The following is a 24745-nucleotide window of genomic DNA, read 5'->3' on the forward strand; positions in this document are numbered from 1 at the left end:
GTCCCTTCCCGGCGCGTTTTATTTCAAAAAGGAGAGGCTCCTTGAGGAGCCTCTCCTTTTTTATTTTTGCTTGTCGTCCGTGTCCCGGTGCGAGGCCCGGGCAAAGACGACGGCCCGCTGCGGCCTAGTAGCGGTAGTGGTCGGGCTTGTAGGGGCCTTCGACCTTCACGCCGATGTAGTCGGCCTGTTCCTGGGTCAGGGTGGTCAGCTTGACGCCCAGACGGGCCAGGTGCAGGCGGGCCACTTCTTCGTCCAGTTCCTTGGGCAGGGTGTAGACCTTCTTTTCCAGGTCGCCCTTGGCCAGCTTGATCTGGGCCAGGGTCTGGTTGGTGAAGCTGTTGGACATGACGAAGCTGGCGTGGCCGGTGGCGCAGCCCAGGTTCACCAGGCGGCCTTCGGCCAGCACGATGATGCTGCGGCCGGACTTGAGGGTCCACTTGTCCACCTGGGGCTTGATGTTCAGCTTGGTGATGCCGGGGGTGGACTCCAGGTAGTGCATGTCGATCTCGTTGTCGAAGTGACCGATGTTGCAGACGATGGCTTCGTCCTTCATGCCTTCCATGTGTTCGCCGGTGATGACGCGCAGGTTGCCGGTGCAGGTGACGTAGATGTCGCCTTCGGCCAGGGCGTCTTCCATGGTGGTGACTTCAAAGCCTTCCATGGCGGCCTGCAGGGCGCAGATGGGGTCGATCTCGGTCACCCGCACACGGGCGCCGAAGCCGCGCATGGACTGGGCGCAGCCCTTGCCCACGTCGCCGTAGCCCACCACGACCACGACCTTGCCGGCCACCATGACGTCGGTGGCGCGCTTGATGCCGTCGGCCAGGGATTCGCGGCAGCCGTAGAGGTTGTCGAACTTGGACTTGGTCACGGAGTCGTTGACGTTGATGGCCGGGAAGAGCAGCTTGCCTTCAGCTTCCAGCTGGTAGAGGCGATGCACGCCGGTGGTGGTCTCTTCGGAGACGCCCTTCACCTTGGCGGCCACTTCATGCCAGTGGTTGGGATCTTCCTTGTAGCGCAGGGCCAGACGATCCATGATGATCTGGAATTCCTTGTTGTCGTAGGTCTTTTCCAGCAGGGAGGGATCGTTTTCCACTTCCACGCCCTTGTGGATCATCAGGGTGGCGTCGCCGCCGTCGTCCACGATCAGGTCGGGGCCCTTGCCGTCAGGCCAGGTCAGGGCCATTTCGGTGCACCACCAGTAATCTTCCAGGCTCTCGCCCTTCCAGGCGAAAACCTTGGCCATGCCCTGCTCGGCGATGGCGGCAGCGGCGTGGTCCTGGGTGGAGAAGATGTTGCACGAGGCCCAGCGGATGTCCGCGCCCAGGGCGTGCAGGGTCTTGATGAGCATGGCGGTCTGGATGGTCATGTGCAGGGAGCCGGTCACGCGCAGGCCCTTGAGGGGCTTCTGGTCACCGTACTTGCGGATGCACTCCATGAGGCCGGGCATCTCGCGCTCGGAGAGCTGCATTTCCTTCTTGCCGAAATCGGCCAGGGCCATGTCGGCCACTTTGTAGGCCAGGGAAAGGTCCAGGGCTTTGGTCATCGTTCCATTCTCCTTGAGGAAGTATGTTGGGCCGCTCCACAAAAGGGCGGTCTGCGGCATGGTCGTTGTCCCCTGTTCGGGGATGGTGCGCAGCCTTCGGTAAGGCCGCGCGGGAAATCTTGTGTGCCTTTTCCGGCCATATCCCCCCGGGACAGGTGCGCCGCTCCCCATCGGGGGCAGGCTTTCCTGAATGGAGCACGTTTGGGGGAAGATGGGGCACGGGGGGCCTTCCCCCCGAAAATATCCCTAACAGGCGCGTGCCTGCACCAGCAGCAGAAACAGGCCGCGGCCCACGGCCTGCCGCGTACAGGACAGGACTTCGAAACCGGCCTGGCGCAGGCGTTCCTGCAGGCGTTCTTCGTCGAAGCCCAGCCAGCGGTCGCCGTAGCGGCTGCGCATGGTCTCGTCGTGGTGCTGGAGGAAATCGGCCACGAACAGGTGCCCGCCCGTGGTCAGGCTGCGGCGGATCTCGCGCAGGCCCTCGCCGGGGTCGGACAGGTGGTGCAGGACAAGGTTGATGCAGGCGAAGTCCGCTTCCTGATCACGCAGGGGCAGGTGATCCAGCTCGCCGATGCGCAGGGAGATGCGGTTCTCGTTGGCCAGATCAACGGGGTTGAAACGGCGGCGGCACATCTCCAGCATACGGGCCGAGCCGTCCACGCCGATGAGGCTCCGACTGGCGGGCAGCAGGCGCTCCAGCACCGCGCCGGTGCCGCAGCCCAGGTCCACGGCCACGCGGCAGCCCTCGGGCACGGCGGCCAGCACGGCGGCGGGCAGGTCGAAATCTTCCAGCACTTCGCGGTTGAGCTCGTCCCAGTCCTCGGCGATGGCGTTGAAAAACTGGCGCGTCTTGAGGGCGCGTTCCTCCAGGATCTGGGCCGCCATGGCCAGATCCTCGCGCATGGCCGTGTCCGTATGCAAAAAGGGCCCCATGGCCTGCAAAAAGTCGCTGGCCTCGCCGCAGCGCGTGGCGGCATAGAAGACCCACAGGCCGTCCCGGCGCGAGGTCAGCAGGCCCGCTTCGGTCAGGATCTTGAGGTGGCGCGAGACGCGGGACTGCCCCATGCCGAGGATGCGCACCAGCTCGTTGACCGAGAGTTCGTAATGCAGCAAGATATGCACCAGTCGCAGACGGGTCTCGTCTGAAAGTGCCTTGAAATATACCAGTGCCATGCGTGCCCCTGTACGGCGCGCCGGGCGCGCCTGCGATCTATGTATCAAATTTGCTTGATGCAAATATCAGCCTATCTGGATATAGTCAAGGAGTTCCATGTCCTCGCCTTCCGATGCTGCCCCCGACCGGTCTTCCGCTGCCGGGGAGGAGACAAAAAGACGGTTGTCGCGCAAGCGGGTGACCGTCATCACGGCCACGGCCCTCTCGTTGCTGGAGGCCTGTGGTCTTGAGCCGTCTCCGGCGCGCTCGGAAAAGACGGCCGGGAAGGGGAAAAAGGCGACGCAGGGAGAACCGCCGGCCGAAAAGGCATCGGCGGATGGTCTTGAGGAACGGCAGGCGGCAGGCTCGGCGTCTTCCCGCGAGCGGAACGGCGGGCGGAAAAAGAGATCTGCGCCGGACAGGGCTCCCCGGGAAGCGGCGGACGCCGTCCCACAGGAAGATGCATCGCAGGGCGTTGCCGCCACCAAAGCCGCGCTCCCGGAAATCCCTCCGGTGATCCCGCCCGCCGACACGGCCGTGGCCACGGTACCGCCGGGACCTGCCACTCCTCCGAAAAAGACGACTGCCCGGCGTCGTCGTGCGAGCGGCACGAAGGCCGCGCCGGTGACCGATACCGGGGCAGTTCCCGCTACCGAGCCGGCTCCCGCGTGCGGGTCTGTCGCACAGGAGGCCTCACCACAGGTAGTGAAGCCTTCTGCTGGCCAGTCCGCTGTGGAGGCGGCGTCATCCGTGCCGGGAGAGGATCAGCCTCACTCCGGCGCACGGCGGAGAGCCGTCTCCCGTGCCGGGCGTGCCTCCACTTCCGGTGGGCGCGGCCGCAAGAAGGCTGCTGCGACCGCTCCCGCATCCGCGGGAGAAGCCGGTCCGACCACAGCGCCGGTACCGGAGCGACAGCCTGCGGAACGTCCCATGGATGCGGCGGCACTGGCTGCCGAAGCGGATCGTCTGGCTGCGGAATACGGCCTGTCGTCATCGGGCGGCGGTCTGGTGGTGCTGCCCGGGGACGATGACTGGGATGATTTTCCCGCTCCTCCGGATAGGGAAGCGTCGTCCGCCCGGACGGGGGCTCACGTTACGGAGACGGTCCCGGCCGTTGCTTTTCCTGAATCCGTACCGTCAGCGGCGCCCTTCGCTGCGGCGGCTCCTGCCGCTCCCGCCCCCGAAGCCACACCTGCGGCGGCAAAAAGCTCCCCCAAACGTCGTCGTGCGGGCAGTCCGAAGGCTGCACCTGTGGCCGAGGACGGGCCGGTTCCCGTGGCCGAGGCTGTCGCACAGATGGCCCCACCGTCAGAGGGATCTTTCGCTGTTCGGCATGCAGCTGATGCGGAGGCCGCTGTGCCTGATGCGGGGCTGCCCCAGCCTGCCGCAGGGCGGAGAGCCGTTTCCCGCGCGGGGCATCCAGCCGCATCCGGCGGGCGCGGCCGCAAGAAGGCTGTTGCAACCACGCCCGCATCCGCGGGGGAAGCCGGTCCGACCACAGCGCCGGTACCGGAGCGACAGCCTGCGGAACGCCCCATGGATGCGGCGGCACTGGCTGCCGAAGCGGATCGTCTGGCTGCGGAATACGGCCTGTCGTCATCGGGCGGCGGTCTGGTGGTGCTGCCCGGGGACGATGACTGGGATGATTTCCCCGCTCCTCCGGATAGGGAAGCGTCGTCCGCCCGGACGGCGGCTCACGTTACGGAGACGGTCCCGGCCGCTTCTTTTCCTGAGCCCGTACCGGCAGCGGCCCCCTTCGCTGCGGCGGCTCCTGCCGCTCCCGTCCCCGAAGCCACACCTGCAGAGGGCAAAAGCTCACCCGGGCGTCGCCGTGGGGGCGGCACGACAGCAGCGCCGGTAGCCGGCAGCGGGAACGCTTCCGTACCGCTGGCCGGAGAGAAGGGAGGAACGTCATCAGCCGTACCCGGCGATGCGCGCATGCCGGAGGGAAGCCCTGCTCCCGTACCGGGGGCTGTTTCTTCCGCATCTGCCGGACACCGCGCAGAAGGGGAGGCAAACGGGACTGCCCGGCCCGCAGCGTCCCCTGTGGCCGGGGCCCCTTGTCCTGCACCGTCTTCCGGGACAGGCATGGGGCGGCGCGAGGCCGCGTTCCGGCAGTGGGCCGCGGACATGCAGGCCCGTTTCGATGCCGGGCTGGAAGCGGAGGAAGACCGGGCGGCACGGCGCAAAGACTCGCTGGTCGTGCTGCCGCCGCCGACGGATACGGGCGGGAGGAAACGCCGGACAGCAAAGAAGGCACAGGCCGACGCAGCGGAGGCCCCGCGCCCGCGGACGTGGATCACGCGGCGGCGAAGCACCGAACCCGGGCACGAGGCCCGCTTCGAGGAGTGGCACGGCCCGGCACGGACAGGGAGCGTGCTGGAAAAGGTCTTCATCTCTCTGGGCGCGTCCCCGGAGCAGGCGAAGCTGAGCCGCTTGTGGCGCAGCTGGGATGCCGTGCTGGGGGCGGATCTGGCGCCATTGGCCCGTCCGCTGGGCCACCATGACGACAAGCTGCTTATCGGCGCCGAAGACGCCGTGCTGCTGCAGGAGCTCTATTATATGGGGCCGGAGATCGTGCGCCGGGTCAATGAGTTCCTGCAGGAGGATTTCTTCACGGCGGTGAAGGTCTCCCTGATGCTGGACCATCAGGATCTGGATGCGCCCAGCCCGGTGCTGGAGCGCTCCGCCGGGCGTCCGAAGGAAGAGGTCCCCGCGCCTTCCGGGGCCAGTCTGGGGCTCATGGATCCCGAATCGGCCGTGGCCCGCTGCTATGCCCGCTTCCTGGGCATGGAGCTGCCCGATCCCCGCAAATGACGGGCTGGAGCCGCCGGGAGGCGGGATTGACAAAGCTTTTCTTGCGATGCTAGGGTCAGCCGGTGTCGTGCTGGCCTTGCTGCTTTGTCGCTGTGGCTGCCGTCACGCTGCAGCTCAAGGGGAGGGTGCCATGCAGGATACGCTGGAAAATATCAGCCTCAAGCACGATAATGGCGAGGATATGCGCTTTCGTGGAAGCCTTTCCTCCGAGTGTTCCTGGTATGACGAGGAGCATGGCGTGCTGTGCCGCCAGAAGCTGTATGTGATGGAGAACAAGGACCAGATCTACTACATCATGCGCACCGGGGCGGAAGAACACAGCCGCCGGGCTTATCGCCTGAAGGTACAGGACCAGACCTGCATCATCCATAACGGCAAAGCTGAAGTGCGCATGCCCATTACCCTGCTGATGCTGGCTGTGCGCGGTCTGTGCGGCATGGATGCCCGGAACGCGACCAGCCTTGCCATGGTGGAAGAAATGCTCAAGGCTGCCAACGCCTAGCCGCCGTCCGTTTTTTCCCCGAAAAGAGAGGAAAGGGATGCTTCTTCGGAAGCATCCCTTTTCGTTTTTGCGGCCTCTGTTCCTGTACCGGTCATACAAATCAAAAGAGCCACCCATACGGGTGGCTCTTTTGATTTTCAGCCCTCATGGCGAGCCCCGGCAAGTCCAAGAGGTTCGCCGGGCAGATGCCCATCCCCAGGGGGAGGCCGGAGCCTGTTCCTCCCGGGGCTTTGAAGGCGCAGCCTTTTCAAGAGCGGCAGTGCCCCTGCCGGAAGCGCATCATCGCGACTGCTCCCGGCGGGGCGACGTCAGGCGCTGTCGGTGGTCTCAGCGACGGGCGCTGAAATGCTTTTCCGCGCTCTCGATGTCCTCGAAGCCGTACTGCCGCACCTGATGGAGCAGGTTCTGTTCGGCTTCGCTTTCGCCCTTGCGCAGACGTTCCATGGTGGCCCGATGATAGAGGGCGATGGTCTTGGGGGAATAGGTGCGCAGTTCCGCGCGCAGGTAGGTCTCCATGGAGACCCAGCCCGGACGGTCGTCACGGCTGCGCAGGGGGCGGCCCCTGTCGGCCAGCGAGGGGAAGCGGCTGTCGAGGTCTTCCTTCCAGGACACATGAGCGGCCACGATGTCGTCCACCTGGGCCATGGCTTCGGGGTCCAGCGGCGGCAGGCTGTCGGCCAGCTGGGCGTACTCCTCGGGGAAGGTGGATTCCATCATGCGGGCGTATTTTTCCGTGACCAGGTTACGCCCTTCCAGACGGGCGTTCAGCAGGTCTTCCAGATAGCTGCCCAGCAGTTCATCGTCCCAGTTGTCCATCTGGCTGGAACGCATGATGCGGAAGGTCTTGGGATCCATCTGGCAGGAGGCCTTGCCGCCCACGTTCTGCACGTTGCTGAACATTTCCCACTCGGCTGTGACCACAGCATCTGCAAGGGTCTTGTGTTCCATAGCGTCTCCTTGGCCGGGAAGGGCCGCAGGCACCGCGGCCGTCCCCGGCCATCTTCGGCAAGAAAGTTTTCCCGGCATGGCCGGGAGATATGAAAAAAGGGCGCCCTGCCGGAAGCAGAACGCCCTTGTGTCAGCACGTGGCGGAGGGGGAGGGATTTGAACCCCCGGAAGGCGTGAACCTTCAGCGGTTTTCAAGACCGCCGCAATCAACCGCTCTGCCACCCCTCCGTGCGGAGCAGACCGCGCCGCCTCCTGCGCCAACCCTGCGTGCAGGGCCCATGGCCTTGGGCGGTGCTTCGTCTGCGGGCTGTCGGGCCACGGCGCAGGGCCTGCCCGTCAGAACAGCCAGAAGCATATAGCACTTTTGGGCCCGGAGCGCAAAGGGCAAGCTGCCGGAGAGCCCGGCGGACCATAAAAAAAGCGGCGCCCTCCAGAAGAGGACGCCGCCGGATCCGCTGAGCGAAATACTACTTGATGGCGTCCTTCAGGCCCTTGCCGGGGGTGAACTTGGCAACCTTGCTGGCAGGGATGGTGATTTCCTTGCCGGTGCGGGGATTGCGACCCTTGCGGGCGGCGCGCTCAACCACCTTGAAGCTGCCGAAACCGGTGAAGGTCACGGATTCGCCGGAAGCGAGGGCTTCGCGCAGAGCAGCCACGACGGCGTCGAGGGCTTCTTCGGCCTTGGCTTTGGTGGGCAGGCCGGCCTTGGCATGGATCTTTTCAACAAGCTCAGCTTTGGTCATAGTTATACTCCAAAAAAAGAGTTTCGGGTTTCAATCTGTAGGCCAGACAGGGCATCCATACGTTATGGGCTTGGCCCGTGTCAATGGAAAATGCCCATATATCAAAGTTTTCCGGGCATCAGAGCCTTTTCGGGCATACTTTTCGCATCGCTTTCGGGCGAGGCGGCCCCGGGACGCATCAGCGGATGGTCAGGAAAGGTCCACCAGGCTGACTTCGGCGCTTTTGAGCGGGTGCCCCAGGAAAAGGCTGCCGGTGCGGATGAAGCGCAGCACGTTGTCCGTGGTCATGAAGCGGTGGGAGCCCGGGGCGTCTTCCCCGCGCAGCAGACCCAGCTCGCGCAGGCGGTTCTCCACGGCCACAGCGGCGGTCTCGGCCGAATCCACGATGCGCACGTCATCGCCTACCACATGGCGCAGGGCTTCGCGGAACAGGGGGAAGTGCGTGCAGCCCAGCACCAGGGTGTCGGGCCTGTCGGGCCGTCCCGGGGAGAACAGGTCGCCCAGATAGCGGCTGGCGATGCCCTCGACGATGGGGCCGTCCATCCAGCCTTCCTCGGCCAGGGGCACGAAAAGGGTGCAGGCCCTGCCTTGGACGCGGGCCTCGGGGCACAGGGAGGCGATGGCCTGCTGGTAGGCGCCGCCGGCGATGGTGGCTTCGGTGGCGATGACCACGATGCGCTTGTTGCGGCTGGCGGCCACGGCGGCCTCGGCACCGGGGCGCACGACCCCGAGGACGGGCAGGGGCGCGAAGTGTTCGCGCAGTTCCGGCAGGGCGGCGGAAGTGGCGGTGTTGCAGGCCACCACCAGCATCTTGACGCCTTCGTCCACCAGGCGTCCCGCAGCCTTGAGCGTGTAGCGGATGATGGTGTCGCGGCTTTTGGTGCCGTAGGGCAGGCGGGCCGTATCACCAAGGTAGAGCAGGTTCTCGCCGGGCAGGCGGCCGGAGATGGCTTTGAGCACGGTCAGGCCGCCCATGCCGGAATCAAAGATGCCGATGGGCAGGGAAGCTGAGGGATTCATGACGTTCCTTCGATGGGGGACGGCTCCGGTGGGGCCTCCCCGGGCTGGCACGTTGTGGGGACAGAAGGGCGCAAGGCGCCCCTGCCTGCCGGTAGGGCGGGACGCGGCCTCCTTTCCGGGCGTGCCCCGAGGAGGGCGACGGCATCCGGTCAGGGGCATCCATGTCCCGACTGCGGAAGGATGGCTTTTTTCAGGCGGCAGGGCAAGGGAAAACGGGCGCCGGAGGCTTACGGGACGCACTTCTCCTGTCCCGGGGCGTCATACCGGCGTGCCGGCCGGGCGGTACGGGCCGCTAGAATCCCTGCCACAGATAGCGCAGGGACGTGAAGAGCAGGATCAGGGCCAGCCCCCACTTGATGCGGCGCGCGGGCACGAAGCGCTGGCAGCGCGCCCCCAGATAGCTGCCCATGAGCCCGCCCAAGCCCAGCAGCAGGCCCAGCAGGGGATCGGCGCCGATGCCGTCCAGCGAGGAGAACAGGCCCAGGAAGCCATAGCCCAGCACTCCGGCCAGCGAGGCCAGGAAGGTGCCCAGCAGCAGGGCCCCGGCGATGGCATGGACGGGCAGGCCGAAGATGCTGACCAGGAAGGGGGAAAGGATGGCGCCGCCGCCGATGCCGTAGATGCCGCCCGCCAGACCGATGCCCAGGCTGAGGGCCGCCAGGCGCGGGCAGCTGACGGAGTGCCGTGCCTCACCGAACGTGAAGACCAGGCGGGAACGGTCCCAGCGCTCCACATGGATCCGGGCCATGCCGCCCCCCTTGCGGGCGGGCGCGGCGGGCCTGCGCAGGTCGCGGAACATGCGCCAGAAGATCCAGAGCAGCAGCAGACCGGCAAAGACCTTGAAGCGGCTCTCGTCCGGCAGCCAGTAGACGCGGATCAGCGAGCCCAGCACGATGCCGGGCAGGGTGCCCACGGCCACGGTCAGGGCCAGGGGCCAGAGCAGGCGCCCTTCGCGGGCATAGCGCACGATGCCGCCGGGACAGGCCAGCACGTTGAAAAGATGGTTGGTGGCGCTGACGCCGGGGCTGGTGTAGCCCAGAAAGCTCATCTGGAAAGGCAGGAGCAGGAAGGCTCCCGACAGGCCGCCCATGGACGTGACGAACGAGATGCCCATGGCCGCCAGGACGGGCACCAGGGGGTGACACTCGATACCGGAAACGGGAAAGAACATGGACCACCTCCACAGGTTGTGCGACGGGGTAAAAGCAGAGTAAACTGATATGGATATTTTTGTCACGTTTTATTTTTTTTACTAACATATGGAAAATAAAGAGATAAAAATAAAATAAGCGTGATTTTTCAGGGTACTTTCATCACTATTTTATATAAAATAGTGATGAATTGGGCTATGCGGCGGCCCTCCGGCCCCGCAGGGCCGGGGCTGCGGCCCGGTCACGCAGCGCGTCCCCCGGGGGCACATTGCCTGTGCCGGGCGAAACGCGTATATTTCAGGCTTTCCCATCACCGTGCAGCAAAGGATTTCTTCATGCTCGCCATTCTCGAATACAAGGCAGGCAACCAGACCAGCGTGCGCCGCGCGCTGGAACATCTGGGCATCCCCTGCCGCATCACCGCCGATCCTGTGGAACTGGAGCAGGCCCAGGGCATCATCTTTCCCGGTGTGGGCGCCGCCGGGCAGGCCATGGAGGCCCTGACCTCCGCCGGTCTGGACAGCGTGCTGCGCCGTGCCGTGGCCGAAGGCCAGCCCCTGCTGGGCATCTGCCTGGGCTGCCAGATCCTGCTGGAGCACAGCGAAGAGAACAACGTGCGCACCCTGGGCATCGTGCCCGGCCGCTGCGTGCGCTTCCCCGATCATATGAAGGAAGAGGACGGCAGCCCCGCCCCCGTGCCGCATATGGGCTGGAACAGCCTCGATGTGGTGCGTCCGGGCCGTCTGCTGCACGGCATCGAGCCCGGTGCGGAATTCTATTTCGTCCACAGCTATTATGTGGAGCCCGCGCCCGAGCTGGTCATGGCCACCACGGTCTACGGGAAGGAGTTCTGCTCGGTCTACGGCCGCGACGGCCTGTGGGCCGTGCAGTGCCATCTGGAAAAGAGCGGCCGTCCCGGCCTGACCGTGCTGCGCAATTTCTACGATTACTGCGACGAGGTGCGCCATGCTTAGCAAACGAGTCATCCCCTGCCTGGACGTGCGCGCCGGCCGCCTGACCAAGGGCATCAAGTTCCAGGGCAACGTGGACATCGGCGACCCCGTGGAGAGCGCCCGCCGCTACTATGAAGAAGGCGCGGACGAGATCGTCTTTTACGACATCACGGCCTCGGCCGAGGAACGCGGCATCTTCCTGGACGTGGTGGAGCGCGTGGCCTCGCAGATCTTCATCCCCTTCAGCGTGGGCGGCGGCATCTCGTCCGTGGCCGACATGCGCGCCGTGCTCAACGCCGGGGCCGAGAAGGTCTCCATCAACTCCGCGGCCGTGCGCAATCCCGATCTGGTGGCCGACGGCGCGGCGGCTTTCGGCTCGCAGGCCATCGTGGTGGGCATGGACGTGCTGCGCGTGCCCGTGAGCGAGAGCATCCCCTCCGGCTACGAGATCGTCATCCAGGGCGGCCGCCGTCGCATGGGCATCGACGCCATCGAATGGGCGCGCCAATGCCAGGAACTGGGCGCGGGCGAGCTCTGCGTCAACTCCATCGACGCCGACGGCACCCGTGACGGCTACGAACTGACCCTGACCCGGGCCATCGTGGACGCCGTGTCCATCCCGGTCATCGCTTCCGGCGGCGCGGGCGCGCCCGAACATATGTACGATGCCGTGAGCAAGGGCGGTGCCTCGGCGGCGCTCATCGCTTCCATCGTGCACTACGGGCAGTACACCATCCGCCAGTGCAAGGAAGTCATGGCCGAGAAGGGCGCCAAGGTCCGCCTGACGTGGTAGCTCCCGAAGCCCGCTGGCAGGCCCTGCTGCCCGTGCTGCGGCACTGGCCGCTGGCCGTGGCCTTTTCCGGCGGGCTGGACAGCCGTTTCCTCTGTTTCGCCCTGCGGCGTGCGGGCTGCGACGTGCTGGCCCTGCACGCCACGGGGCCGCATGTGCCGCAGGCCGAGAGCGAGGCGGCGCGGCGCTGGGCCCGGGCGCAGGGGCTGCCCCTGCTGGAAGTGCGGCACGATCCCCTTTCCCTGCCCGAAGTGGCGGTGAACAGCCGGGAACGCTGCTATGCCTGCAAGCGGGCCCTCATGCGCCGTCTGCGTGAGGCCCTGGCCGCCGCGGGCGGTTGCCGTATCCTCTGTGACGGCAGCAATGCCGACGATCTGACCGCCTTCCGGCCCGGACAGCGGGCCGTGCGCGAGGCGGGCGTTCTCTCGCCCCTGGCGCTGGCCGGGCTCCACAAACAGGAGTTGCGCGATCTGGGCGCGTCCTGGGGACTGGACGACCCGCAGCAGGCCGCCCGGCCCTGCCTGCTGACCCGGCTGGCCTACGGCATGAGCCCGGAACCGGCCCTGCTGGCCCGTCTGGCCGCTGCCGAGGCCGATCTGGCCGCCTTGCCCGGCCTGGGGGATTTTCGTCTGCGCCTGACGCCGGAGCCCGTCCTGCAGGCGGCCGTGCTGCCTGACGGCCTGCGGCCGCAGGTCATGCAGGTGCTGGACGCCCACGGTTTTGGCGGGGCCGGGATGGTGGAAGGGACGGTCAGCGGTTTTTTTGACCGCGGAGCGTGATGTTTTTGGAGGGAATCCCCTCATCTTTGCTGTCGATGCCCGCAGCTTTCTGCATCGTGCAACGGGTAGGGCCTCCTCCCGTCGCTGCCGGTACACGAAGGCCTTCCCGGCGCCCCGATGAAGGGGGGAGGATATTTTCCCCGGAAAAAATAAAACGCGCCCGCGAGACCTCTGTCTCGCGGGCGCGTTTGTTTTTGACAGGGATATGCCCTCCCATGAGCTGGAGGGATGTCCTGTTATGAAAGCGCGCTGGGGAAGGGGGAGTTTGAGGGGGGAACCCCTCTCGCGCTAGCAGCGACCGGATGGCGGCCCGCAGGGCCGTGTCCGTTGCGACGCAGGAAGCTACGGGCATCGACAGCAAAGATGAGGGGTTCCCCCTCAAAGATCCTTCCCCGTCCTTTGCAGATATGGCCTTACCGGACGCGCAGGGCCTCGGTGATGATGGCCGCGTCTTCCTCCGGCCGGGCTTTGACATTGAGTTCGGCGTTGCCGCCGTGGCAGACGAAGCCCTCGGGGCCGTGTTCCACCACACCGGCGGAGATGACCTGCCCGTAGGGGAGCTGGTCGCGCATGTCGGCGTGGTCCACGCGGCGGGGAAAGATGAAGGGCACGAGCTGGCCGGAAAAATCTTCCATGATCAAATACTTCATGACCTGCCTTCCTGTTATTGCTGGCGCTGGGCGCGACGGTTCTTGAGGTACTGTCGCACGGCGCGGTTATGATCGTCGAGGTTGGTGGAAAAAGCGTGGCGACCGCCGTCGGTGATGGCCACGAAATAGAGGTACTTGTGCTCTTCGGGCGTGATGGCCGCGGCCAGGGCGCTGGCGCCGAACGAGCAGATGGGGCCGGGCGGCAGGCCGGGACGCTGGTAGGTGTTGTAGATGTTGTTGGCGTCGTCCAGATGGCGGCGGCGCAGGTTGCCGTCAAAGTTGGGCCCCAGCCCGTAGATGACCGTGGGGTCGGCCTGGAGCGCCATGTTGATGCGCAAACGGTTGGCATAGACGCCGGCCACGCGCGGCCGCTCGTCGGCAAAGGCGGTCTCCTTCTCCACGACGGAAGCCAGGATCACCAGACGGCGCAGCTCGTCGCGGGAGGGCCGTTTGCCGTCGGGCCAGAGGGCGTCGCCCTTGCGCCAGAAGTTGTCCACCATGCGGCCGGCCACGGCACGGGCCTGGGCCTTGTCGGGCACGTCGGCCTTCTTGAGCAGATAGGTGTCCGGCATGAGGAAGCCCTCGGCCGAATCGAAGGGGATGCCGTAGTGGCGCAAAAAGGCCGGATCCGTGATGACGGCCCGGAAATCCTCAAAGCGTACCAGCCCGGCCTCTTCCAGCACCCTGGCGGTCTGCCACCAGGTCAGGCCTTCGGGCACGGTGACGCGGAACAGCACCGGCTGGCCGTTGACCAGGGTATCCAGCACCTGTTCCGGCAGCCAGCCCGTATTGAGGGCAAAGCGGCCGGCCTGCAGACGGCTGTCCCACTTTTTGTAGCGGGCCAGCAGCAGGAACTTGCGCGCATCGGTGATGAGGCCGCGTTCTTCCAGCTTGTCGGCCACACGGCGCACATTGGCGCCGGGTTCCACGTCGAAGAAGGCTTCCTGCCCCGGTGTGGCCGGGGGCGTCTTGAGGAAGGTCCAGGCCTCGTACCCCGCCCAGCCGGCAGCGGCCGCCGCCAGCAGGACAAGGACAGCCACGATGCGCAGTACGGTCTTCATGCCGGCCTCCGCTGGTCAGGGCTGAGGGAAAGAAAGGACTCCAGGATGCGCACGGCGGCCTGCTGGTCCAGCACGGCCTTGCAGCGGCGGCCCGTGCGGCCCACCTCGCGCAGTTCGCGCTCGGCGGCCTCGGAGCTGAGCAGCTCGGACATGAAATAGAAGGGCAGGGGCACGCGGCGCTTGAGGCGCTCGGTGACGTTGCGCACCTGCCGGGTGGTCATGCTCTCGGTGCCGTCGGTGAGCAGGGGCAGGCCCATGACCACGGCGTCGGGGCGCTCCTCAAGGATCCGCCCGGCCAGCGCCGCCAGGAATTCCTTGCGGTTGGCGTAGTCGGCCAGGCGGATGGTGGCCAGCGGATAGGCCATGATGCCTTCCGGGTCGGTGGCGGCCAGGCCCGTGCGGGCCAGGCCGTAATCAATACCTACCCATTTCAAGGCGTTTACAGCCCCATCTTGGCGCGCACTTCGGCCAGCGTGGCGGAGGCGAAGGCGCGGGCGCGTTCGTTGCCGGCGGCCAGGATCTCGGCCACGGCACCGGGACGGGCCGACAGGGCGGCGCGGCGTTCCTGCAGGGGAGCCAGGAAGGCTTCCAGGTTCTTCAGGAAGCGCTTCTTGCATTCCACACAGCCGAAGCTGGCGCCGGTACAGCCGGTGCGGATCTCGGCCTGCTCTTCGGGGCTGGCCAGCAGCACATGGTAGGGGAAGAGGTTGCAGACGTCCGGGTTGCCGGGATCGCTCTTGCGCAGGCGGGCCGGGTCGGTGAACATGCCGCGCACCTTGGGCTCGATGTCGGCCATGGTGTCACGCAGGAAGATGCCGTTGTTGTAGCTCTTGGACATCTTGCGGCCGTCCAGGCCGGGGCACTTGGCCGCGGGGGTGAGCATGGCCTGCGGCTCGGGGAAGAAGTTGCCGCCATAAAGGTAGTTGAAGCGGCGGGCGATCTCGCGGGTCAGCTCCATGTGGGGCAGCTGGTCTTCACCCACGGGCACGCCGTGGGGACGGTACATGAGGATGTCCGCGGCCATGAGCACGGGGTAGCAGAGGAAGCCTGCGTTGCCCAGGTCCTTGTTGGTGATCTGCTGCTGCTGTTCCTTGTAGGTGGGGTTGCGTTCCAGCCAGGAGACGGGGGTGATCATGGAGAGCAGCAGGCTCAGCTCGGCGTGTTCCTTGACCGCGCTCTGGCGGAAGATGACGCACTTTTCGGGATCCAGCCCGGCGGCCACCCAGTCCTTGACCATCTCTTCCACGTTGGTGGCGATGTTGGAGGGGTCGGCATAATCGCTGGTCAGGGCGTGCCAGTCGGCCACGAAGAAATAGGCTTCCTCGGTGTGCTGGAGTTCCACCCAGTTCTTGAGGACGCCGAAGTAGTGACCCAGATGGAGCGGCCCGGTGGGACGCATGCCCGAAACCGTACGCGGACGAACAGTGTTCATTTCAAGATTCCTTTAGAAGTTCCGTTACTTACTTGATACCGACAAGCGAAAGCAGCAGATCGCTGCCCCCGCCGATAAGAGGCCCGAGGATGTGCCCCAACAGGCCCGTGGCCAGCAGGAGCACCAGGATGATGAAGCCGTAGCGCCCGGCGCTCATATAGGCCCAGGCGGCGCGCGGCGGCAGGAAATAGGCCACGATCTTGCTGCCGTCCAGCGGCGGGATGGGCAGCAGGTTGATCCAGGCGAGGCAGAGGTTGATGTTCACCCCGGCCACCAGCATGAGCAGGAAGTAGCGCGTGGTGTCCGAGATGTCGGGGCTGGGCAGCATGGCCACCACGGCGCCCAGGACAAGGGCAAAGCCGATGGCCAGCAAAAAGTTGGTCACGGGCCCGGCCAGGGCCACCCACATCATGTCGCGGGCGGGGTCGCGCAGGTTGCGCACATTGACCGGCACCGGCTTGGCCCAGCCGAAGATGAAGCCCGTGCCCAGGCTGGTGAGCAGGAACACGGCCGCGCCCAGGGCGTCGAAATGCGAGACGGGATTGAGGGTCAGGCGGCCCATGAAGCGGGCGGTCTGGTCCCCCTTGCGGGAGGCCATCCAGCCGTGGGCCACTTCATGCATGATGATGCCGAGCAGGGTGGGGATCAGGTAGACAGCGAAACGCTGTGCGTTGAATGCAAAATCGAACATCTGCCGCAAGTACCATGCAACGGGTCAAATGTCGATATGAGGGGCGGGAAGGGCAGGGGGCCTCCCCGGCCCCGTAGATGTCATTTGGCAAGGGGCATCCTGTGGCGGCGGGGGCCGCCGGTCAGGGCGTGGCTCGCGTCGATGAGCGCGAACAGCTCTTCGGGCGTGATGCCCCCGTCCAGAAGGATGGAGACCCAGTGCCTTTTGTCCATATGGTAGGCGGGCAGGATGCCCGGCGTCCCGCTGATGAGCAGATCCAGGACGCCGTCGGACTTCAGGTTGATGATCTCCACCGGTCCGTCTCCGGCCAGGCCCAGCCGGTCCGGGGGCACGTCCATGATCAGGGCGTACCACTTCCGTCCCTGCTGGTGGCGCAGGACGGCATAGTGCGGATACCGGGCCCAGGGGTATTCCGGTTCCGTGCCGAACTTTTCCCTGACGTAGGCGAGGATGGCGCCACGCGCGGGCATGACCGACCTCCGCGGGCCTAGCCCACGCTGGCGACTTTGCGGACCAGCAGCTCGTCGTTGGGCCAGATCTGGCGGTCGGGGGTGAGCAGTTCGCCGTCGCGGGCCACCAGGGCGCATTCTTCGGCCAGCCCCAGGGCCGTCAGCAGCTGGCGGGAGGTCTTGGGGCGGGGGATGGAGAGCCAGTGGTCCTCGGGCTGGAGGCGCACGGTGACGCGCGCGCCGGTGTGTTCGGGTTTGACGCAGTGGATGTGGCGGGGAGTCTCGCTCATGGCTAGTTCCTTCGAGGCCTGTTGCCGGGACCTCGTGGCCGCACCGGCAAAGCCCGTTCTGCAGTGACGTCCCAGGCGGCGGGGCAGCCCTCCCGGGATGGATTTCCGGGAAAGATGCGGGGCCGGGGACAGGAAAGCTCAGCATACATACGTTGTTCTGTCCGTCTTGTCCATGTGCCGGGCATGCGCTGGGCGTCAGAGATCCTGTAAGGCAGCGGATCTTTTTACAGTTTTCAGGGAATCAGGAATCAGCCTTGCGGACAGTGGAATAAAAAAATAAATAAATACGTTATGTTACAGTTAAATCATAAATTTTTCTTTTGTGGCCATATTGACATTGAATTTCATTTTCAGCATATACTTGAGTCGTGCGGGGCCTACCTGCCGCTGAGGAGGATCTTGTATGACTCTTGACGACGTCCACTCCATGTCCCGGTGCACGGTAAAACGGGTCACGGCAAAAGGTATGCTGGGGCAACGCCTCAGTGACATGGGATTTTGTCCGGGTATCTGCTTTCTGTTTGTAAGGCGTGCACCACTCCGGGATCCTATCCACGTGCAGATAGGATCCTATCATGTGGCACTTCGCAGCGGTGAGGCCAGGCATATAGAGCTGGATTCCTGCTCTCCGTGCCCGGCAAGGTAAGGAGCCAAGTCATGGAACAGATCCTTACCGTTCTGGCCGGGCAGCCCAATTGCGGCAAATCGACCATCTTCAACATGCTCACCGGCGCCCGCCAGTATGTGGCCAACTACCCCGGTGTGACCGTCGAGAAAAAGGCGGGAAGTTTCGTGTGCGGCGACACGCGCGTCGAGCTGGTGGACCTGCCCGGGACGTACAGCCTGGCTTCCTGGTCGCCGGAGGAGATGGCCGCCCGGCAGTTCATCGTGGAAGAGGATCCGGCACAGATCGTGGCGGTGCTCGATGCCTCGACGCTGGAAAAAAGCCTGTATCTTTGCCTGCAGCTTCTGGAGATGCGGCGGCCCACCCTGGCCGTGCTGAACATGATGGACGTGGCGGCGAAGCGGGGGATACGGGTGGATGCCGATGCCCTTTCCCAGGCACTGGGCATCCCGGTCATCCGGGCCCAGGCCAGCAAGGGGATCGGGAAGCAGGAATTGTACAGCGCCATCACCGCGCGTCACGGCCGTTCCGGCAGCGCGGAGATCGTCGATTACGGCGAGCTGGAAACGGATATCCGGGAAATCACGCGCCTGCTGCCCCGGCAAGGGGTCAAGGGCTATCCTTCCCGCTGGTTTGCCATCAAGCTGCTGGAGCAGGACAGCCTTGCCGAGGGGCTGCTCGCTTCCGTGGATACGGAAGACGGCCGCATCGCCGCCCTGACCCGCCAATGCCGCGAGTCCTGGGCGACGCGGCACGGTGAGGATATGGTCAGGAGCATCGCCCATGCCCGTTTCGCCCAGGCGCGGGACATCGCGGCACGCTGCTCGGAACGCCTGGAGTTCGTCACCTCGGTGACGGAAAAGGTGGATGCCGTCCTCTGCCACCGTTTCTGGGGCCCGCTCATCCTGCTGGGGATACTGTTCGTTTTTTACCAGGCCTCCGTCACGCTGGGCAATTATCTGGCCGCCCAGGTCTGGCCGGTCTGGGGCAAGCTGGAGGTCTGGGCCGCCGCCGTCCTGCCGCAGCAGGGCTTTCTGGAAGATCCCGTCCTGACGGCGCTGGGGTTGTGGATCGTCAAAAGCATCACGGCAGTGCTGAACTACCTGCCCATCTTCGTCATCATGTTCGCCCTGGTGGCCATCCTTGAGGATTCCGGCTACATGGCGCGCATCGCCTTCATCCTCGACAGGATCTTCCACCGTTTCGGCCTGCACGGCCAGTCCACGCTGCCCCTGATCCTCGGCGGTGTCTATGTGGGCGGTTGCGCCATCCCCGGCGTCATCGCCACGCGTGCCATCCCCGATGAGCGGGCCAGGATGGCCACCATCCTCATCGTGCCCATGATGAACTGTCTGGCCAAAGTCCCGCTGTATCTGCTGCTGGTGGGGGCCTTTTTCAGCAGCCACGCGGGCTGGGCCATGTTCTTCATCGGGACGGTGACGCTGCTCATGGGCCTCATCGTGGCCAAGATCCTTTCCCTGACCCTGCTGCGCGGGCACAACCCCGCCCCGTTCATCATCGAGCTGCCCATCTACCACATGCCGTCGGTCTACGGGGTCATCCGCCAGACCGTGGACCGCATCTGGATGTTCCTGCGCAAGATCGGTTCCGTTGTGGTGGCCGTGGCCGTCATCATCTTCGCCCTCATCAATTTCCCCGATCTGCCGGCCGAACGGCTCGCCCATTATGAGGGGCAGCAGAAGGCCCTTGAGCAGGCCTTCCTGGCAGCGGTGGACAAGACCTCGTTCAAGGGGCGTCTTGAGGCCGCGGACATCGTACCGCTCCTGCTCTATCAGGAGGATCTTCGCGAGCGGAAACGCGGCCTGACGCAGGCCGAGGCCAATGCCGTCAACCAGGCCGCCCTGGAAGAGAACCCCGTCTATGCCGCCGTGGCCCTGCGTCAGGGCAAGGACGGCAAGCTGCTGGCCGGGGAATTGCGCAAGATCGACGGCAAACGCAAGACCCTGCGGCGCGAGATCCGCCAGGAACGTTTCGAGGACAGCTTCCTGGGACGTGCCGGCAAGGCGCTGGAAAGCGTCACTGCCGGAGCGGGCTTCACCTGGCGCATCAACGTGGCCCTGCTTTCCGCCCTGGCTGCCAAGGAGAACAGTGCCGCGACGCTGGGCGCCATCTATGGCCTGGACGGGATGAGCATCGGCGAAGGCATGGCCTCGGTGAGCGGTTTCACGCCCCTGCATGCCCTGGCGCTCATGCTGTTCATGGCTCTTTACCCGCCGTGCGTGCCTGCGGCCATCATGGTGAAGACACAGACGCTGTCCACGCGCTGGATGCTCTTTTCCATCCTTTTCCAGATGACCGTCGGCCTCATGGTGGCCACCCTGGTGTTCACAGGCGGATCCTGGCTCGGCCTGAGCGGCTTTGAAGCCATGTGGGCCTACTACGGCTTCTGCCTTGTCCTGCTGTTGCTCCTGGCACTGGTACCGGCCGGGGAGGAACAGCAAAAGCCCGGCCCCGTTGCCGGCCCCGCCCGTCCATAACCCCAAACCCTGTTTGTGCATGAGGAGGAAATCTATGTTCAGGTTGTTTGCTTCCCTGGCCCTGGCCGCCGCGGTGGCCCTGCCCGGCGCGGCTTTTGCCCACAGCGCCATTTTCGACTGCTTCGACAATGGTGACGGGACCGTTTCGTGCCAGGGGGGATATTCTGACGGCTCGTCCGCTTCGGGCGTGAGCATCAAGATCAAGGACGCCAAGGGCGACGTGCTGCGGGAGCTCAAGCTGGACAGCAACAGCGAGGTCTCCTTCCCGAAGCCCGAAGGGGACTACAAGGTCATGTTCGATGGCGGTGAGGGCCATTCCATCGAGCTCGACGGCAAGAAGATCGTGCAGTAGCCCGGATCGTCCCACAGAAACATAAACGAGGTTGCTATGAAAAAAATGTCCTTTGCCGCGCTGGGCCTTGCCGGCGCCCTGCTGCTTGCCGCCCCCGCCCAGGCCCATTTCATGATGGCCTATACGCCGCAGACCGCTCTGGAAAAAGCCGCCGATCTGGATTTCCGCATCGTCTTCACCCACCCTGCCGAAGCCGGCCACATGATGGACATGGGGGGCGTGAAGGAATTCTATGCCCTGCACCAGCGCGGTGACGGTGAGGCCAAAAAGATCGACTTCAAACCCCTGTTGAAGGAGATCACCTGGAAGAACCCGGACTCCAGCGCCCCGGCCTTCTCCGCCCTGGTGCCGCGCAAGGAGCTGCGCAGCATGGGTGACTACATGTTCGTCATGGTGCCCGGCTACTATTATGAGAAGGAAGAAGACGTCTATATGCAGCAGATCACCAAGCTGCTGGTGAACGTGGGCGGCATCCCCGGCAACTGGAACACGCCGGCGGGCCTGCCGTGCGAGATCGTGCCCCTGGCCAAGCCCTACGGCCTGTGGACGGGCAACGTCTTCCAGGGCCAGGTGCTTTCCAACGGCAAACCCGTGGCCGGTGCCGAGGTGGAAGTGGAATACATGAGCCATGAGCCGAACCTCAAGAAGAACGGCCTGTCGGCCAAGTCTTCCGTCAAGTATCCCAATGGCGTCATGGTGACGCAGGCCATCATGACGGATGCCAACGGCGTCTTCACCTTCGGCATCCCCAAGGCCGGCTGGTGGGGCTTCGCGGCCCTCGGTGTCGGTCCCGACAAGAAGCACGACGGCAAGGAACTGTCCCAGGATGCTGTGATCTGGGTACAGGCCGTCGACATGAAGTAGCTCATCCGAGCACAGCACTCATTCGCAAGGGGCACGGGTGGTCCGTGCCCCGACTGCGGCCTTACGGCGCCCTCCTTCAGTGAAAGGGCCGGAGCAGGATCCCTGCCCCGGCCCTTTTTTTGCCGTCGTGGCGGAAGCTTGCAGCGGAGGAAAGGCCGCCCCCGGCGGACGGATGCCCCGGACGCGCGCGAGGGCGTTCGCGCCGTCTTATGGCCGTGGTTCCGTCCGGCAGTCCCGGCCGCATCCGACGAAGGCGGTGTCCGTCTGCCTCTCCGGTACCGTCCGGGACAGGCTCCCGGGGCGGCAGAGCGCCCGGCAGTTCGGCAAGCGGAGATAGAAGGTGCCGCCTTTACGCTTCCACGGGGCGTTACGGCCGGCAAAAGAAAGGCGGGACAGCCAGGCTGTCCCGCCTTTCAGGAACAGGGGGCCCCTGCCGGCATCAGCTCCGTTCGTCAAGGAGCAGCAGAGGGATCAGGCTGAAGATGCCGCCCCCCAGGATCATGCCGACCTCAAGCCAGCGGCTGCCCGTGAGTTCATGCCGCCGTGCGAGACGCAGGCCATGGAGCAGGGCCAGTGCCAGGCAGAACGGCAGGGCAAGGGAAGCCCAGCGGGGAGAGAGCGTGATCTCGGGCGAGAAGGACTCCCGGTCTTCATGGGTGAACGTCAGGCGGAAGGGGAAGATGGTGTCGGCAAGGTGATGCTGCCAGACGCGTTGGGCACGGGACATGTGGTGCGAAAAGGTCCGTAACGGGAGAAGCGGCGTGTCCGTCAGTGCCTGCGGCCGCCTGTAGACAGCGGCATGCAGGTGTGTCGCGTCCGATACGACGGCCGTGAGGTAGAGGGGATCGAAGATGAGCTTGCAATCCATGCTGTCAGGCTCGTAATGCGGTATGGACAGCGGCAGCAATGCCGGCGGCAGTCCGGCTCCGCGCTCCTTCATGAGCCAGACGGTCTTCTCATCATCCAGCATCAGTCCCAGCCAGCGACGTTCCCGGCTTTCGGATACCAGAACGTGGCGGGGCGTGACGCCGGACGGTAATGGCACGGCCGTCACTCGCGGCTGGTCATGGTATCGCAGCAGGTGGAAGAGCGCCCCTGTCCCGTCCACCAGAAAGACGCCCCCCTCATATGGCTTGAAGGTGGTGAAGTTCCCCCCTACATGTCGGGCGGGAAAACGGAATCCCGCCGCGAGCAGAGCGTCGGTAAAACGCCTGCTCAGGCCCTGGTCCGGTGTGTTGCTGTCGGCGTTGAGGAACTGCATCCCTGTTGCCGTCAGGCGGAAGCGGTCGTCCGGGTAGACCAGCGCCACCTGTCCAGGATCGGCTTCCAGCAGGGGCAGATATTCCCGTGCAGGCCCCTTGCCGTCGAGCTGGCGTGCGGGCAGTTCCAGGACCCGTCGTGAGCGCTCGATATCCTCACGTTGCAGGATCCTGCCTTCAAGGCGGACGGGGAGCAGCCCGCGGGCCTCCATGTTGCGGAAATAGATGAAGGGCAGGGCCGCCTCGAATTCCAGCCGGTCATGGTAACCGCCGTCTTCGTCCTTGTAGACGATATCGGCATGGTGCCCGTCGGATTTTTGGGCGGCTTTTTCGTCCTCGCCGTGGACCTGTTCCGTATAAATGAATTTTTTCAGCACGGGACTGAAGAAGGCATGTGTTTTGTCCAGCGATTTGAGCAGGGCCATGTCATAGAGCTGAGGCAGGCCCCAGGACAGGATAAGAGCGGACATTAGGGTAAGGCAGAGCAGGGCTGCGGCACGCATCATTCGATTCTCCTGTGCCGGTAGTTCAGGGCGGGCAGCAGCAGGCCCGTGGCCAGGACAGGCAGGCCCGCTGCGAAGAAGGGCAGGCTGGGGGCGAAGGCTCCGGGAGCTGCCCGGGCAAGCAGGAGAGGGCAGATGCCCGCCGCCAGCATCACGCCGAGGAGCCGGGCCTTGCCTTGGGGTTCCAGAAGGCAGAAGGCAAGGCACAGATAGGCATACAGGCCCGCGAGGAACCAGGGGGCAGTCGTCAGCAGGGCCAGGCGGGCCGCCTCAGGCGGGAACGCACTATGGCAGAGGAGGACGAGAACGAGGGCATCGAGGCCATAGAGCAGCGTCAGAAAAAGGAGCCCGAACAGCAGATGGGCCAGTATCAGGGGAGCCATGCCGCAGGGAAGATGCAGGGAGATGCGGAATCGCTCGTCACGCATTTCCGGCAGGAACTGGAAGCAGCAGAAGACAAGGGCGCTGCACAGGGGAAGGTAGGCCAGAGGCGCGTAGGGGATCTGACCCAGGTCCAGCACCCTGTACCAGACGATTTCGGGATGGTCCTGCAGGAAAAGACGGCGGATGGCCAGCCAAAGCCAGGTCATGAAGGCCAGATTTCCCGCGCACAGCAGGGCCATGCCCGCGCGGGTCTTGAGAAATTCCTTGAAAAAGATGCTTCGCAGCAAAAGTATCATCCCGCTACCTCCTGCCGGTATAGCCGATGAAGGCATCTTCGAGGTTCATGGCTGTCGGGATCATGGTTGCCGGGGACAGGGACAGGCCAGTGCGGGCCAGGGCCTCGGCCATGCCGGAGGCCGTGACGAAGCCGAACAGTTCATAATGGTCACTGTGGGCTTCTGCATTGATGAGACCATCGGGCAGGGGATGCCTGCCGCAGGCCAGGGCGTCCAGCCGGTCACGGGCAGTGGCGTCAGGAACGTCCCGGTGCTGCAGGCGATAGCAGCGGAACGTGTCCATGAAATCCCGAAGGGGCAGTTTCAGGGCATCGCCGCCGCGCCGGAGAAAGATGGCTTCATCCACAAATCGGTCCATGTCCTGGATGACATGGGACGTAAGGATGACCGTATGCCGCCCGTCACGCAAAAATTCGCACAGGCAGTCCACAAAGAGACGCCGGTAACCGGCATCAAGGCCCAGTGAGTAGTCGTCCAGTACCAGTAGGTCCGGATCCTGGGCCAGCATGAGCCCCAAAACGACCTGTGAGCGCTGCCCTTCACTCATATGGGCGATGCGATGCGTGGAGGGCAGGCCCAGGACATCCACAAGGGCATGATAACGTTCCGCTTTCCAGCGGGGATAAAAAGCCGCCATAAAGCGTTCGACCTGGGCAATGGTGAAGAAATCATAGGCAAGGTGGCGCTCAAAAAGCAGGCCTACCCTCTCCCGGGTAGCGGGCCGTATGGCATGGGCGGGGTCCCCGAAGATACGGCAGCTGCCGCCCAGCGGCTTGAGAAAGCCCATGATTATCTTGATCAGCGTCGTCTTGCCAACGCCGTTCTTGCCCAGCAGACCGTAAATCTTGCCCATCTCAAAAGAGAGCGACAGATCTTCATAGACCTTGTGCTTTCCATAGGCGTGCCGGAGATGGTCCACGCAGACCGGGGGAAATCGCATACCTCCTCCTTGCTCTTTTTTTGACAGGTCTATATGAAAAAGAAATTCA

General features: G+C 64.8%; 26 protein-coding genes and 1 tRNA gene. 9 read left to right on the top strand and 18 right to left on the bottom strand.

The genetic code is table 11. The features are described from left to right. Nucleotides 1-124: 124 nt before the first annotated feature. The 3 genes from ahcY to Q4I12_RS04705 form a co-directional block, all read right to left on the bottom strand. Nucleotides 125-1546 carry an adenosylhomocysteinase gene (gene ahcY, locus Q4I12_RS04695; protein ID WP_302260774.1) on the bottom strand — a complete coding sequence of 474 codons (1422 nt, stop codon included), beginning with the start codon at nucleotides 1544-1546 and terminating at the stop codon, nucleotides 125-127. A gap of 246 nt (nucleotides 1547-1792) precedes the next feature. Next, complete coding sequence (locus Q4I12_RS04700; protein WP_204626364.1) at nucleotides 1793-2719, bottom strand: ArsR/SmtB family transcription factor; 927 nt, start codon at nucleotides 2717-2719, stop codon at nucleotides 1793-1795. A 66-nt stretch (nucleotides 2720-2785) separates the two neighbouring features. Next, nucleotides 2786-3244, bottom strand: coding sequence for a hypothetical protein (locus tag Q4I12_RS04705; RefSeq protein ID WP_302260777.1), 459 nt, complete (start codon nucleotides 3242-3244; stop codon nucleotides 2786-2788). 1543 nt (nucleotides 3245-4787) lie between these two features. On the opposite strand from Q4I12_RS04705, the gene Q4I12_RS04710 reads away from it, so the two are divergent. Both Q4I12_RS04710 and Q4I12_RS04715 read left to right on the top strand, forming a co-directional pair. Next, nucleotides 4788-5516, top strand: a complete 729-nt coding sequence (locus Q4I12_RS04710; protein WP_302260779.1) for a DciA family protein — start codon at nucleotides 4788-4790, stop codon at nucleotides 5514-5516. A 130-nt stretch (nucleotides 5517-5646) separates the two neighbouring features. After that, on the top strand, nucleotides 5647-6018 hold the full coding sequence (locus Q4I12_RS04715; protein WP_302260781.1) for a hypothetical protein: 372 nt from the start codon (nucleotides 5647-5649) through the stop codon (nucleotides 6016-6018). A gap of 327 nt (nucleotides 6019-6345) precedes the next feature. Here Q4I12_RS04715 and Q4I12_RS04720 read toward each other — a convergent pair whose 3' ends face one another. From Q4I12_RS04720 to Q4I12_RS04740, 5 genes are all read right to left on the bottom strand, one after another. After that, nucleotides 6346-6966, bottom strand: coding sequence for a DUF4125 family protein (locus Q4I12_RS04720; RefSeq protein WP_302260783.1), 621 nt, complete (start codon nucleotides 6964-6966; stop codon nucleotides 6346-6348). A gap of 138 nt (nucleotides 6967-7104) precedes the next feature. Next, nucleotides 7105-7194 (bottom strand) — tRNA-Ser (locus Q4I12_RS04725). 239 nt (nucleotides 7195-7433) lie between these two features. Continuing rightward, the gene (locus Q4I12_RS04730; RefSeq protein WP_006007160.1) at nucleotides 7434-7709 is read right to left on the bottom strand and encodes an HU family DNA-binding protein; all 276 of its coding nucleotides are present in this window, start codon (nucleotides 7707-7709) and stop codon (nucleotides 7434-7436) included. 189 nt (nucleotides 7710-7898) lie between these two features. After that, the gene (gene murI, locus Q4I12_RS04735; protein ID WP_204625495.1) at nucleotides 7899-8729 is read right to left on the bottom strand and encodes a glutamate racemase; all 831 of its coding nucleotides are present in this window, start codon (nucleotides 8727-8729) and stop codon (nucleotides 7899-7901) included. A gap of 292 nt (nucleotides 8730-9021) precedes the next feature. After that, entirely contained in the window at nucleotides 9022-9900 is an 879-nt protein-coding gene (locus Q4I12_RS04740) for a sulfite exporter TauE/SafE family protein (protein WP_297138788.1), read from the bottom strand. Nucleotides 9901-10215: 315 nt separating this feature from the next. On the opposite strand from Q4I12_RS04740, the gene hisH reads away from it, so the two are divergent. Genes hisH through larE form a run of 3 tightly spaced genes read left to right on the top strand, consistent with a single transcriptional unit; the run spans nucleotide 10216 to nucleotide 12402 of the window. Continuing rightward, nucleotides 10216-10854, top strand: coding sequence for an imidazole glycerol phosphate synthase subunit HisH (gene hisH, locus Q4I12_RS04745; protein WP_302260787.1), 639 nt, complete (start codon nucleotides 10216-10218; stop codon nucleotides 10852-10854). Further along, nucleotides 10847-11626 carry an imidazole glycerol phosphate synthase subunit HisF gene (gene hisF / locus Q4I12_RS04750; RefSeq protein ID WP_168936431.1) on the top strand — a complete coding sequence of 260 codons (780 nt, stop codon included), beginning with the start codon at nucleotides 10847-10849 and terminating at the stop codon, nucleotides 11624-11626. The genes hisH and hisF overlap by 8 nt, the downstream gene beginning before the upstream one ends. After that, entirely contained in the window at nucleotides 11620-12402 is a 783-nt protein-coding gene (gene larE / locus Q4I12_RS04755; RefSeq protein WP_302260789.1) for an ATP-dependent sacrificial sulfur transferase LarE, read from the top strand. Before hisF ends, larE begins: the two co-directional genes overlap by 7 nt. 413 nt (nucleotides 12403-12815) lie before the next feature. Here the strand turns inward: larE and Q4I12_RS04760 are convergent, their stop codons facing one another. From Q4I12_RS04760 to Q4I12_RS04790, 7 genes are all read right to left on the bottom strand, one after another. Then, a complete protein-coding gene (locus tag Q4I12_RS04760) occupies nucleotides 12816-13052 on the bottom strand; it encodes a hypothetical protein (RefSeq protein WP_297138800.1) in 237 nt (78 codons plus the stop codon). Between the two features lie 14 nt (nucleotides 13053-13066). Beyond that, entirely contained in the window at nucleotides 13067-14113 is a 1047-nt protein-coding gene (mltG, locus tag Q4I12_RS04765) for an endolytic transglycosylase MltG (protein WP_168936429.1), read from the bottom strand. Continuing rightward, nucleotides 14110-14547, bottom strand: a complete 438-nt coding sequence (gene ruvX / locus Q4I12_RS04770; protein WP_302260791.1) for a Holliday junction resolvase RuvX — start codon at nucleotides 14545-14547, stop codon at nucleotides 14110-14112. Before ruvX ends, mltG begins: the two co-directional genes overlap by 4 nt. Before the next feature lie 5 nt (nucleotides 14548-14552). Then, entirely contained in the window at nucleotides 14553-15545 is a 993-nt protein-coding gene (gene trpS / locus Q4I12_RS04775) for a tryptophan--tRNA ligase (protein WP_297138806.1), read from the bottom strand. Between the two features lie 28 nt (nucleotides 15546-15573). Next, nucleotides 15574-16236 carry a site-2 protease family protein gene (locus Q4I12_RS04780; protein WP_168936427.1) on the bottom strand — a complete coding sequence of 221 codons (663 nt, stop codon included), beginning with the start codon at nucleotides 16234-16236 and terminating at the stop codon, nucleotides 15574-15576. Between the two features lie 80 nt (nucleotides 16237-16316). Further along, a complete protein-coding gene (locus tag Q4I12_RS04785; RefSeq protein WP_302260793.1) occupies nucleotides 16317-16706 on the bottom strand; it encodes an MmcQ/YjbR family DNA-binding protein in 390 nt (129 codons plus the stop codon). Between the two features lie 17 nt (nucleotides 16707-16723). Next, nucleotides 16724-16975: a ubiquitin family protein gene (locus tag Q4I12_RS04790; RefSeq protein WP_050760298.1), complete on the bottom strand. Its 252-nt coding sequence runs from the start codon at nucleotides 16973-16975 to the stop codon at nucleotides 16724-16726. A 403-nt stretch (nucleotides 16976-17378) separates the two neighbouring features. On the opposite strand from Q4I12_RS04790, the gene Q4I12_RS04795 reads away from it, so the two are divergent. Genes Q4I12_RS04795 through Q4I12_RS04810 form a run of 4 tightly spaced genes read left to right on the top strand, consistent with a single transcriptional unit; the run spans nucleotide 17379 to nucleotide 21314 of the window. Next, entirely contained in the window at nucleotides 17379-17621 is a 243-nt protein-coding gene (locus Q4I12_RS04795) for a FeoA family protein (RefSeq protein WP_204625500.1), read from the top strand. Nucleotides 17622-17632: 11 nt separating this feature from the next. Then, complete coding sequence (gene feoB, locus Q4I12_RS04800; protein ID WP_302260795.1) at nucleotides 17633-20098, top strand: ferrous iron transport protein B; 2466 nt, start codon at nucleotides 17633-17635, stop codon at nucleotides 20096-20098. Between the two features lie 34 nt (nucleotides 20099-20132). Further along, complete coding sequence (locus tag Q4I12_RS04805) at nucleotides 20133-20450, top strand: hypothetical protein (protein ID WP_006007196.1); 318 nt, start codon at nucleotides 20133-20135, stop codon at nucleotides 20448-20450. 36 nt (nucleotides 20451-20486) lie between these two features. Further along, nucleotides 20487-21314 carry a DUF4198 domain-containing protein gene (locus Q4I12_RS04810; protein WP_006007198.1) on the top strand — a complete coding sequence of 276 codons (828 nt, stop codon included), beginning with the start codon at nucleotides 20487-20489 and terminating at the stop codon, nucleotides 21312-21314. Nucleotides 21315-21753: 439 nt separating this feature from the next. On the opposite strand, the gene Q4I12_RS04815 is transcribed toward Q4I12_RS04810, so the two are convergent. Genes Q4I12_RS04815 through Q4I12_RS04825 form a run of 3 tightly spaced genes read right to left on the bottom strand, consistent with a single transcriptional unit; the run spans nucleotide 21754 to nucleotide 24696 of the window. Beyond that, the gene (locus tag Q4I12_RS04815) at nucleotides 21754-23079 is read right to left on the bottom strand and encodes a DUF4857 domain-containing protein (protein WP_302260798.1); all 1326 of its coding nucleotides are present in this window, start codon (nucleotides 23077-23079) and stop codon (nucleotides 21754-21756) included. After that, nucleotides 23076-23756, bottom strand: a complete 681-nt coding sequence (locus Q4I12_RS04820; protein ID WP_302260799.1) for a hypothetical protein — start codon at nucleotides 23754-23756, stop codon at nucleotides 23076-23078. The genes Q4I12_RS04815 and Q4I12_RS04820 overlap by 4 nt, the downstream gene beginning before the upstream one ends. A gap of 4 nt (nucleotides 23757-23760) precedes the next feature. Further along, on the bottom strand, nucleotides 23761-24696 hold the full coding sequence (locus Q4I12_RS04825; protein WP_204625503.1) for an ABC transporter ATP-binding protein: 936 nt from the start codon (nucleotides 24694-24696) through the stop codon (nucleotides 23761-23763). Nucleotides 24697-24745: the final 49 nt, after the last annotated feature.

The organism is Desulfovibrio piger (assembly GCF_951793255.1).
Taxonomy (GTDB): Bacteria; Desulfobacterota; Desulfovibrionia; order Desulfovibrionales; family Desulfovibrionaceae; genus Desulfovibrio.

What these genes read in the sequence shown, in the direction of transcription:
- mltG (WP_168936429.1), bottom strand. Translation starts at nt 14,113, where the DNA reads ATGAAGACCGTACTGCGCATCGTGGCTGTCCTTGTCCTGCTGGCGGCG.
- Q4I12_RS04700 (WP_204626364.1), bottom strand. Translation starts at nt 2,719, where the DNA reads ATGGCACTGGTATATTTCAAGGCACTTTCAGACGAGACCCGTCTGCGA.
- hisH (WP_302260787.1), top strand. Translation starts at nt 10,216, where the DNA reads ATGCTCGCCATTCTCGAATACAAGGCAGGCAACCAGACCAGCGTGCGC.
- Q4I12_RS04815 (WP_302260798.1), bottom strand. Translation starts at nt 23,079, where the DNA reads ATGATGCGTGCCGCAGCCCTGCTCTGCCTTACCCTAATGTCCGCTCTT.
- Q4I12_RS04795 (WP_204625500.1), top strand. Translation starts at nt 17,379, where the DNA reads ATGACTCTTGACGACGTCCACTCCATGTCCCGGTGCACGGTAAAACGG.
- Q4I12_RS04820 (WP_302260799.1), bottom strand. Translation starts at nt 23,756, where the DNA reads ATGATACTTTTGCTGCGAAGCATCTTTTTCAAGGAATTTCTCAAGACC.
- Q4I12_RS04825 (WP_204625503.1), bottom strand. Translation starts at nt 24,696, where the DNA reads ATGCGATTTCCCCCGGTCTGCGTGGACCATCTCCGGCACGCCTATGGA.
- Q4I12_RS04715 (WP_302260781.1), top strand. Translation starts at nt 5,647, where the DNA reads ATGCAGGATACGCTGGAAAATATCAGCCTCAAGCACGATAATGGCGAG.
- Q4I12_RS04805 (WP_006007196.1), top strand. Translation starts at nt 20,133, where the DNA reads ATGTTCAGGTTGTTTGCTTCCCTGGCCCTGGCCGCCGCGGTGGCCCTG.
- feoB (WP_302260795.1), top strand. Translation starts at nt 17,633, where the DNA reads ATGGAACAGATCCTTACCGTTCTGGCCGGGCAGCCCAATTGCGGCAAA.
- murI (WP_204625495.1), bottom strand. Translation starts at nt 8,729, where the DNA reads ATGAATCCCTCAGCTTCCCTGCCCATCGGCATCTTTGATTCCGGCATG.
- Q4I12_RS04810 (WP_006007198.1), top strand. Translation starts at nt 20,487, where the DNA reads ATGAAAAAAATGTCCTTTGCCGCGCTGGGCCTTGCCGGCGCCCTGCTG.
- ahcY (WP_302260774.1), bottom strand. Translation starts at nt 1,546, where the DNA reads ATGACCAAAGCCCTGGACCTTTCCCTGGCCTACAAAGTGGCCGACATG.
- Q4I12_RS04790 (WP_050760298.1), bottom strand. Translation starts at nt 16,975, where the DNA reads ATGAGCGAGACTCCCCGCCACATCCACTGCGTCAAACCCGAACACACC.
- Q4I12_RS04760 (WP_297138800.1), bottom strand. Translation starts at nt 13,052, where the DNA reads ATGAAGTATTTGATCATGGAAGATTTTTCCGGCCAGCTCGTGCCCTTC.
- Q4I12_RS04785 (WP_302260793.1), bottom strand. Translation starts at nt 16,706, where the DNA reads ATGCCCGCGCGTGGCGCCATCCTCGCCTACGTCAGGGAAAAGTTCGGC.
- trpS (WP_297138806.1), bottom strand. Translation starts at nt 15,545, where the DNA reads ATGAACACTGTTCGTCCGCGTACGGTTTCGGGCATGCGTCCCACCGGG.
- Q4I12_RS04740 (WP_297138788.1), bottom strand. Translation starts at nt 9,900, where the DNA reads ATGTTCTTTCCCGTTTCCGGTATCGAGTGTCACCCCCTGGTGCCCGTC.
- Q4I12_RS04730 (WP_006007160.1), bottom strand. Translation starts at nt 7,709, where the DNA reads ATGACCAAAGCTGAGCTTGTTGAAAAGATCCATGCCAAGGCCGGCCTG.
- Q4I12_RS04710 (WP_302260779.1), top strand. Translation starts at nt 4,788, where the DNA reads ATGGGGCGGCGCGAGGCCGCGTTCCGGCAGTGGGCCGCGGACATGCAG.
- hisF (WP_168936431.1), top strand. Translation starts at nt 10,847, where the DNA reads ATGCTTAGCAAACGAGTCATCCCCTGCCTGGACGTGCGCGCCGGCCGC.
- Q4I12_RS04780 (WP_168936427.1), bottom strand. Translation starts at nt 16,236, where the DNA reads ATGTTCGATTTTGCATTCAACGCACAGCGTTTCGCTGTCTACCTGATC.
- Q4I12_RS04720 (WP_302260783.1), bottom strand. Translation starts at nt 6,966, where the DNA reads ATGGAACACAAGACCCTTGCAGATGCTGTGGTCACAGCCGAGTGGGAA.